The organism is Sphingopyxis sp. (assembly GCF_036402335.1).
GTDB lineage: Bacteria > Pseudomonadota > Alphaproteobacteria > Sphingomonadales > Sphingomonadaceae > Sphingopyxis.
In genome coordinates, this window is record NZ_DASWTD010000164.1 from 1 (window position 1) to 8,938 (window position 8,938).

8 protein-coding genes and 2 pseudogenes are annotated in these 8,938 nt (G+C 67.8%); 2 read left to right on the forward strand and 8 right to left on the reverse strand.

Translation table 11 applies throughout. The features are described from left to right. Positions 1 to 232, forward strand: a pseudogene (locus VGD20_RS05095) (competence protein ComEC); the annotation flags it as partial. Here the strand turns inward: VGD20_RS05095 and lexA are convergent. The 3 genes from lexA to moaC all read right to left on the reverse strand — a co-directional run bounded on the left by lexA (position 186) and on the right by moaC (position 2,592). Continuing rightward, positions 186 to 869, reverse strand: coding sequence for a transcriptional repressor LexA (gene lexA, locus VGD20_RS05100; RefSeq protein ID WP_331133410.1), 684 nt, complete (start codon positions 867 to 869; stop codon positions 186 to 188). The pseudogene VGD20_RS05095 and the gene lexA overlap by 47 nt on opposite strands. A 65-nt stretch (positions 870 to 934) precedes the next feature. Then, positions 935 to 2,125, reverse strand: coding sequence for a gephyrin-like molybdotransferase Glp (gene glp / locus VGD20_RS05105; RefSeq protein ID WP_331133411.1), 1,191 nt, complete (start codon positions 2,123 to 2,125; stop codon positions 935 to 937). Next, a complete protein-coding gene (gene moaC / locus VGD20_RS05110; RefSeq protein WP_331133412.1) occupies positions 2,122 to 2,592 on the reverse strand; it encodes a cyclic pyranopterin monophosphate synthase MoaC in 471 nt (156 codons plus the stop codon). The genes glp and moaC overlap by 4 nt, the downstream gene beginning before the upstream one ends. Positions 2,593 to 2,804: 212 nt before the next feature. On the opposite strand from moaC, the gene chrA reads away from it, so the two are divergent. Next, entirely contained in the window at positions 2,805 to 3,986 is a 1,182-nt protein-coding gene (gene chrA, locus VGD20_RS05115) for a chromate efflux transporter (RefSeq protein ID WP_331133413.1), read from the forward strand. Between the two features lie 44 nt (positions 3,987 to 4,030). Here the strand turns inward: chrA and trpC are convergent, their stop codons facing one another. The 5 genes and pseudogenes from trpC to VGD20_RS05140 all read right to left on the reverse strand — a co-directional run. Then, entirely contained in the window at positions 4,031 to 4,816 is a 786-nt protein-coding gene (trpC, locus tag VGD20_RS05120; protein ID WP_331133414.1) for an indole-3-glycerol phosphate synthase TrpC, read from the reverse strand. Next, positions 4,813 to 5,811 carry an anthranilate phosphoribosyltransferase gene (gene trpD, locus VGD20_RS05125; protein WP_331133415.1) on the reverse strand — a complete coding sequence of 333 codons (999 nt, stop codon included), beginning with the start codon at positions 5,809 to 5,811 and terminating at the stop codon, positions 4,813 to 4,815. Before trpD ends, trpC begins: the two co-directional genes overlap by 4 nt. Further along, complete coding sequence (locus tag VGD20_RS05130) at positions 5,808 to 6,398, reverse strand: aminodeoxychorismate/anthranilate synthase component II (protein ID WP_331133416.1); 591 nt, start codon at positions 6,396 to 6,398, stop codon at positions 5,808 to 5,810. Before VGD20_RS05130 ends, trpD begins: the two co-directional genes overlap by 4 nt. Positions 6,399 to 6,467: 69 nt before the next feature. After that, positions 6,468 to 7,985: an anthranilate synthase component I gene (gene trpE / locus VGD20_RS05135; RefSeq protein WP_331133417.1), complete on the reverse strand. Its 1,518-nt coding sequence runs from the start codon at positions 7,983 to 7,985 to the stop codon at positions 6,468 to 6,470. Positions 7,986 to 7,987: 2 nt separating this feature from the next. After that, positions 7,988 to 8,938, reverse strand: a pseudogene (locus VGD20_RS05140) (hypothetical protein); the annotation flags it as partial.

An 8,938-nucleotide genomic window follows, 5' to 3' on the forward strand; every position in this document is an offset into this window, starting at 1 on the left:
TGGTGCCGCCGACGTCGTGATAAGCGATCGCTGGCTACCGCGCCAATGCGCCGGTCGCTGGATGACGATCGATCGCGACAGCCTTGCCGAAACGGGCGGACTGGCGTTCTATCTGGGTGAAAGGCCCGAAGCCGTCGCCACGCTCAGGGCGGGCGACGGGCATCCATGGCGTTTGCCGCCGCAGCTTAGTGGTAACGACGAAGCAGTCCCGACAGCCGACCTTGCACGATGACGCGGTCGGCGGGGTAGCGCTGCGGCTCGTAGGCGCTGTTCGCCGGATCGAGCCGGATCATCTGGCCTTCGCGGCGGAAATATTTGAGCGTCGCGTCCTGCCCGTCGACGAGCGCGACGACGATATCGCCCTCGCGCGCGGTGCTTGCTTTCTGGATCAGCGCATAATCGCCGTCGAAAATCCCGGCCTCGACCATCGAATCGCCCGAGACCTCGAGCGCATAATGTTCGCCCGCGCCGAGCAGCGCGGCGGGGACGGCGAGGTTGTTATGCTCCTCGAACGCTTCGATCGGGACGCCCGCGGCGATCTTGCCGTGCAGCGGAACCTCGATGATGTCATTGGCGGCGATCGGCTTCAGTGCCGGAGCCGGTTTGCGCAGGGGCACGATATTGTCGCGATCGTTACGCACGGCGGGCGTCGCGGCCTCGGGCACCTTGATCACTTCGAGCGCGCGCGCGCGATTGGGAAGGCGGCGGAGAAAACCCCTTTCTTCCAAGGCGCTTATCAGTCGATGTATACCCGATTTCGACTTCAGGCCCAGCGCCTCCTTCATCTCCTCGAACGAGGGTGAAATCCCGCTCGCGTCGAGCTTTTGCTGGATGAAGTGGAGCAGTTCGTGCTGCTTTGCGGTCAACATCGGTCGTTCTCCATGATGCCATTGCCGGACATAGGGGGAACGATAGTGGAACAAAGCGGAACTTGTCAAGCGATGACAATATAATCCGCCATTTCGCCCGCATCCCGCGCCGGCGCGCCGATGTCGCGGATCAGCAGCGCGTTCGCCGATGCGAGCGGCAGGGTCCGCCCGCTTTCCTGCCCGAGCAGCGGCGTGAGGCGCCCGTTGTCGAGGCGGGCGCGGAGGTAATCGCGGCGGCCACCGCCGGCGGGCAGCGCGGCCGCGAGCGGGGCCATGTGGGTGACCGGAAGGGGATCGCGCGCGCCGGCGAGATGACGAACGAGCGGCAAGAGGAAGAGCGTCGCCGTGACGAAGGCCGATGACGGGTTGCCGGGCAGGCCGAGCAGGATCGAATCGCCCAGCGTTCCGGCGATCAGCGGCTTGCCCGGACGCATCGCGATCCTCCAGAAATCGAGCCGCCCGCCCGCATCGCCGAGCGCGCCACGAACATGGTCGTGATCGCCGACCGACGCGCCGCCGACGGTGACGATGACGTCGTGACGTCGTGCCAGTTCCTTGAGAACCCTCGCCAATGTTTCGCGGTCGTCGGGGACGTGGTGCGGCACGATCGGCGCCGCGGTTTCGCCGGCGAGCATCGCCGCGAGCATCACGCCATTGCTGTCGGGGATCTGCCCGGCGGCCAGAGCGCGGCCCGGTTGCACCAGCTCGTCGCCGGTCGTGGCGATCGCGACGCGCGGGCGCCCGCCGACGGCAAGCTGGCCAGCGCCGCTCATCGCTGCCGCCGCGATCGCGCCCGGCGTCAGGCGCGTTCCGGCGGGCAGGAGGCAGGTGCCGCTGGCGAAATCGGCTGCCCGCTCGCGAATATGGCGGCCGCGCGTGCCGGGGCCGTCGCCGGTGAGTGTCAGCCGGGTGTCGTCGCGCGCGACGTCCTCCTGAACCACCACCGTGTCGGCGCCCGCCGGCAGCGGCGCGCCGGTGAATATACGCATCGCTTCGTCGGCGCCGACCGCCCGGTCGGGCGCGGCTCCGGCGGCGACTTCGCCGACGATGGTCCACGGGCCGGGCAGGTCGTCGAAGCGGATAGCATAGCCGTCCATTGCCGATAATGCCGCCGCTGGCTGATCGCGCAGCGCGACGACATCGTCTGAAAGATAGCGGCCAAGCGATTTGGAAAGACTGATTTTTTCGTTCGCCAGCGGCGCACGAAGCGCGAGCAGCCGCTCCTGCGCTTCTTCGACGGGCAGCAGGCCGGTCATTCGGCGCGCCAGTCGCCCGAGCGGCCGCCGCTCTTTTCGAGCAGGCGGATATCGCTGAGGACCATCGTGCGGTCGAGCGCCTTGGCCATGTCGTAGAGCGTGAGCAGCGCGACCGAGGCGGCGGTCAGCGCCTCCATCTCGACCCCCGTCGGACCGGTAGTGGCAGCGGTCGCCGTGACCGCGATGCCATCGTCTTCCCATGTGAAATCGACGCCGACTTTGGACAACGCGAGCGGATGGCAGAGCGGGATGAGATCGGCGGTGCGTTTCGCGGCCATGATCCCGGCAAGGCGCGCGGTCGACAGCACGTCGCCCTTCGGCGCGTTGCCGCTGCGGATCGCCTCGAGCGCGGACGGCGACATGGTGATGCGGCCGCCGGCTGCCGCACGGCGCGAGGTCGCGGGCTTGGCGCCGACATCGACCATATGCGCGGCACCGGTGTCGTCGAGATGAGTCGGTTTCGTCATTGCGGCGACCGAAGCAAGACCCGATGAGAAAGGCAAGAGGCGCGGCGGCTTCGACCGTGCGGCCAAGCGCGCGGCGCCGAGGAACAAGTCCGGTTTCCTCTTTCGGCGAAACGCGCTAGAAAGCGGTGCGGGCAATGCGGACGCCCGTTCAGGCGATGCGTTGCCCAAGTTCCGCTCCATGAGCCGCGCTTGCGGCAAGGAGCGTGCTTGCGATGACGAACGATGGCTATTTTCCGCCAAAGCTTTCGCTGTTCCGGCTTTTTCTGCGCTTCCTGCGGTTCGGTATTCTCGCCTTCGGCGGGCCGGTTGCGCAGATCGCGATGGTGAAGCAGGCGCTGGTCGAGGAGGAGCGCTGGATATCGCCCGCGCGCTTCAACCGCCTGCTTGCGGTGATGCAGGTTCTTCCCGGCCCCGAAGCACACGAGCTTTGTGTCCATCTGGGGATGGTTGCCCGCGGGCGGATCGGCGGGCTGCTCGCCGGGCTTGGTTTCATGCTGCCGGGCTTTGTGCTGATGCTGGCGGCGGCATGGCTCTACCAGGACCGGATTGCCGGCAATCCTGCCATGGCGCCAATCTTCCTTGGCGTGCAGGTCGTGGTGCTGGCGATCATCGCACGCGCGGTACAGCGGATCGGGACGCATGTGCTGGAAGACGGGCTGCTGTGGCTGCTTGCCGTCGCCGCACTCGGCGCGACGCTGGCGGGAGTGCCGTTCTGGATCCCGCTGGTCGCATCGGGGCTGGTCTATGCACTGGCGACGCGGCCCGTAGCCGCGATCGGCATATTCGCGGTCGCGATCGTCCTCGCCACCCTCATGCAACACGGCCCGTCGTTGGCGAAGACAAGTGTCGCGGCGAGCGAAGTGGGGATCCTTGCGCTCTTCATTGCCGGATTGAAGGGCGGCCTGCTGACCTTTGGCGGCGCCTATACCGCAATCCCCTATGTGCGCGCCGATACGGCCGGGCGCGGCTGGATTACCGACGCGAGCTTTCTCGATGGCGTGGCGTTTGCAGGAATGCTGCCGGCGCCGCTCGTCATCTTCGCGACGTTCGCGGGTTATGTCGCGGCGGGGCTGCCAGGCGCGCTCGCGATCACCGCAGGGATGTTCCTGCCTGCCTTTGCTTTTTCGATGATTTTCTTCGAACGGCTGGAGGCCATCGTCGAAAATCCCGCGCTGCATCGCGTGCTGGCCGGGGTGGCGGCTGCCGTTGTCGGCGTGATCGCGGCGACGTTGCTGCAATTGGGCTGGTCGACCGCCGAACGGTCAACCAACCCGCTGTCGGCGGCGCTGCTCTTTTGCGGTGCCCTGCTGGCGGTCTGGCGCTGGAAAGGGAAGCTCACCGCGCCGGCACTGGTGCTGGCGGGCGGTTTTGCAGGGTGGGCGATGAATCCCTGACGGGCGGCTGGCGACGATATTCGCGTGCCGCGTCAAGGCAGGCATCAGCCTTCGAGCAGGGCTTTCGTTGCCGCCGTGACGTCGTCCTGACGCATCAGGCTTTCGCCGACGAGGAAGGCCTTTACGCCGCTTTGCGCGAGTCTTGCGCAGTCGGCGTGGCTCGCGATGCCGCTTTCGCCGACGAGCAGGGTGCCGGCGGGGACGCGTTTCGCCAATCGTTCGGTCACGCCCAGATCGGTCTCGAAGGTCCTGAGGTCGCGGTTGTTGACCCCGATCAGCCGCGATTCGAGCCTGATCAGCGCGCGGTCGAGTTCGGCTTCGTCGTGCACCTCGACGAGCACATCCATGCCGCGTTCGATCGCTGCCGCCTCGATCTCGCGCATCGCGCCGTCGTCGAGCGCGGCGACGATGATCAGGATCGCGTCGGCGCCGATCGCGCGCGCCTCGGCGACCTGCCACGGGTCGACCATGAAATCCTTGCGGAGCGCGGGCAGGGCGCATGCGGCGCGCGCAGCGACCAGATAATCCTCATGCCCCTGGAACCAGGGCGCATCGGTGAGCACCGACAGGCAGGCGGCGCCGCCCGCGGCGTAGGCGCGGGCGTGACCGGCTGGATCAAAATCTTCTCTTATCAGCCCCTTGGAAGGCGATGCTTTCTTGATTTCGGCGATCAGGCCGAAGCCGCCCGCATCGATCTTTGCCTGCAAGGCGGCGGCGAAGCCGCGCACCGGGCCGGCGTCGATCATGTCGAGATCGGAAAAGGAGCGCACCGCACGTCGCGCGGCCACTTCTTCGGCCTTGGTGGCGAGGATTTGCGTCAGCTTGTTCATTGATAGGCGATCCAGCAATCGAGCAGCGCGTTGGCAAGGCCCTTGTCGATCGCCTCAGCGGCCTCCTCGACCCCTTCGACCAGGCTATCGGCGGCGCCCGCGACAACCAGCGCTTCGGCGGCGTTATAGAGCACGGCGTCGCGATAGGCGCCGGGCTCGCCCAGCAGCAGCGCGCGCAGCGCCTTGGCATTATAGGTCGCGTCGCCGCCGCGGATATCGGCAAGCGGCCGCGTCGGCAGACCCGCGTCGGCGGCAGTGCTGCGCTGCATGCGCACGCCCTCGGCAGTGACGACCGCGACCTCGTTGCCGCCTGCGAGCGACAGTTCGTCGAGGCCTTCGTCGCCCGAAATCACGCGCGAATGGTCGGTGCCCAGCCGGTGCAGCGCCTCGGCATAGACAGGAACATAGGCCGGGCGCGCGATGCCGACGAGCTGGCGCGTGACGCGCGCGGGATTGGCGAGCGGGCCCATCAGGTTGAAGATCGTGCGGCGGCCGAGTGCCCTGCGGATCGGCATGATGCGTTTCATAGCCGGATGGCGCGTTCCGGCGAAGAGGAAACAGATGCCGAGGTCGGCGAGCTGTTCCTCGGCCTGCCGGTCGGCGCGGTCCATGTCGAGCCCAAGCGCCTCCAACGTGTCGGCGGCGCCAGATTTGGAAGAAGCAGCCCGATTTCCGTGCTTTGCGACTGGAACCTCGCAAGCTGCGACGACAATCGACACGGCGGTCGAGACATTGAGCGTGTGATGGCCGTCGCCGCCGGTGCCGCAGACGTCGATGGCGCCCGCCGGGGCATCGATCGGGATCAGCCGATCGCGCATCGCCTGCGCCGCGGCCGCGATCTCGACCATCGTCTCGCCGCGATCGGAGAGGGCGGAGAGGAATTCGGCGATCTGGTCGTCGGTCGCGCCGCCGTCGAGCATCGTTGCGAAGGCATCGGCTGCCTCGTCATGCTCGAGCAGTCCGGCCGGGTCGGGAAACGGGCCGAAGCGGCTCATGCGGCTTTCCGCTCGCCGACCGGCAACCCCGCGATTTTCAGGAAATTGGCGAGCATCGCATGGCCATGTTCGGTCGCGATGCTTTCGGGGTGGAATTGCACGCCGTGGATCGGGAGTTCGGCGTGGCGGAAGCCCATCACCGCGCCGTCGTCGCTGGTTGCGTTGATGACGAGAGCGGCGGGAATATCGACGACCTCGAGGCTGTGGTAGCGCGTCGCCTGAAAGGGCGAGGGCAGGCCCGCGTAGAGCCCGCTGTTGTCGTGGCAGACGGGCGAGGTCTTGCCGTGCATCAGATGGCCGCGCTGGACGGTGCCGCCGAAATGCTGGCCGATCGCCTGATGGCCGAGGCACACGCCGAGCAGCGGGCGGCGCGCATCGGCGCAGGCGGCGACGAGGTCGAGGCTGATCCCTGCTTCGTTCGGCGTGCACGGGCCGGGGGATATCAGGATCGCGTCGGCGCCGGAGCCAAGCGCATCGGCTGCGGTCAGCGCGTCGTTGCGTTCGACGCGGACGTCGACACCCAGCTCGATCAGATAGTGAACGAGGTTGAAGGTGAAGCTGTCATAATTGTCGATGACGAGGATCATGGGGGCGCCGTAACGATTTTGGTGCGGTGGGGAAAGGGATAGAAGCTTTCGGGCCGCCAAGCCTGGCTGTCATTGCCCGTAACCGGGCGTTCCCGCGAGACGCACGGCCTCGCGCGCCGCGGCGAAGAGCGCGCCCGCCTTCGCCTCGCATTCGCGCTGTTCATAGGCCGGGTTGCTGTCGGCGACGATGCCCGCGCCGGCCTGGACGTGCATTTCGCCGTCCTTGACGATCGCGGTGCGCAGCACGATGCAGCTGTCCATATTGCCGTCGGGGGCGAAATAGCCGACGCCGCCGGCGTAGGGGCCGCGCGCATCGGCTTCGAGTTCGGCGATGATCTGGCAGGCGCGGACCTTGGGCGCGCCGCTGACGGTGCCCGCCGGGAAGCCCGCGAACAGCGCATCGATCGCATCCTTGTCGGGCGCGATGCGGCCGATGACGTTCGAGACGATGTGCATGACGTGGCTGTAGAATTCGACGGTGTAGCTGTCGGTGACCGTCACGCTGCCCCCCGTCGCCGCCCGCCCGACGTCGTTGCGGCCGAGGTCGAGCAGCATCAGATGCTCGGCGCGTTCCTTGGGATCGGCGAGCAGGCTTTCGCGGTTCTCGGCATCCTCGGCGCTGGTGCGGCCGCGCGGGCGGGTTCCGGCGATCGGCCGGATCGTGATTTCGCCGTCGCGCACCCGGACGAGGATCTCGGGCGACGAGCCGATCAGCGCGAAGCCGGGCAGGTCGAGGAAATAGAGGAAGGGCGAGGGGTTCACGCGGCGGAGCGCGCGGTAGAGGTCGAAGGGTGGCAGGTCGAACGGGGTCGAGAAGCGCTGCGACAGCACGACCTGAAAAATGTCGCCCGCGGCGATATAATCCTTGGCGGTCGCGACCATCTTCGCGAAATCTTCGGGCGTCGTCGCGGCATTCGGCCCGATGTCGCCGGGCAGCGTTTCGGTCGAAGCGCGGTCGGCGTGGGCGCTGGCGCTCGACAGGCGCGCGGCGATGGTGTCGAGCCGGTCGTGCGCGGCCTCGATCATCCGGTCGATCGCCCCGGCCTTGTCAGGCCAGATCGGGGCGATCAGGAACAGCTCGTCGGCGAGGCGGTCGAAGACAAGGATCGTCGTCGGGCGCACGAACACCATGTCGGGCAGCCCGAGTCCGGCGCCCGGGGCACGCGGGATGCGTTCGACGAGGCCGATGGTTTCATAGGCGAAGAAGCCGACGAGCGTCGCGAGCGCCTTGGGCAGCCCCTCGGGAACATCGAAACGGCATTCGGCAACGAGATCGCGAAGCGCCTGCAATGCGCCGGTTTCGAGCGGCTGGAACGCGGTGCGGTCGCGGCGCCAGTCGCGGTTGATGCGCGCGGCATCGCCGGTAACCTCGAACATCAGATCGGGATCGAGCCCGAGCAGGCTGTAGCGCCCGCGCGTCTCGCCGCTTTCGACCGATTCGAGCACCCAGTCGCCGCGTCCCGGCTCGATCAGCTTGAGCGCCGCCGAAACCGGGGTTTCGATATCGGCGATCAGCCGCTGCCAGACGACCGCGCCACGCCCTGCGGCCAGCGCTTCAAGCGCGGCGGCTCTGCCTTCGAGACTCACCCCTATTCGGCGACCGGCGCGTTGCCGGTCAGTTCGGCGCGCAGCTGGTCGACGAGCTTCTTGTTGATCGTCACCCCGGCGCGGCGGCGCGCTTCGGCCGCCAGCTGTTCGATCAGCTCGTTGCCGAAAGCGGGCGCGAGCGGTTGGGCGATCGCGGCGACGCGCCCCGGTTCGATCGCTTTCGGGTCGGGGCGCTGGACATCGTTCAGCGCGATCACCATCCAGCCGCGGTTGCCCGGGATTTCGAGCGTCTTCACGCTGTTTTTCGCCATCGAGAAGAGGAGGGCGAGTTCGGGCGGTACCGGCTGGCCATTGGCGCCGAGTTCGGCGCGGCGGCCGCCGATCGCCTGGACGCTGCCGATGTTCGGGCCGGCGGCCGCCACGGCATCGGCAAGGCTCTTGCCGCCCTCGACCGCCTTCGAGATCGCACGCGCCTTGTCGCGGGCGACCTTCTGTCCTTCGGCAAAGCGCCATTCGCCGAGCAGGTCACCGCGAATCTGCGCGAAGGGCGGAGGCGCGGCGTCGGCGATCGATTTCACGGCATAGACGCCGAATTTCTCGTTCTCGACGAGCGTCGCGATATGGCTTTCACCCTCGCCGGCGGCCTGAAAGGCCTGCGCGACGAGCGGCGCGAGTTCGGGAGCCGGCACATAGGCGGGCTGGCCGGGGGCGCGGCCGCTGGGCAGGATCGCCGGCGTTTCGACGACCTGCAGCTTGCGGTCGGCAGCGATTTCCTCGATCGACGCGCCGCCGTTCACGGCGTCCTGGATCGCGTTATAATAATCGACGATCGCCTCGTTCGCCTTGTTCTTGGCGAGCTCGGTGCGGATCTCGGCGCTGGCGTCGGCAAGGCTGCGCGCGGGCTTCGCGGTCACATCCTCGACGCGCGCGACGGTCCAGCCGAGGCCGGTCTGCGTCGGGCCGACGAGGTCGCCGCGCTTGGCGGCGAAGGC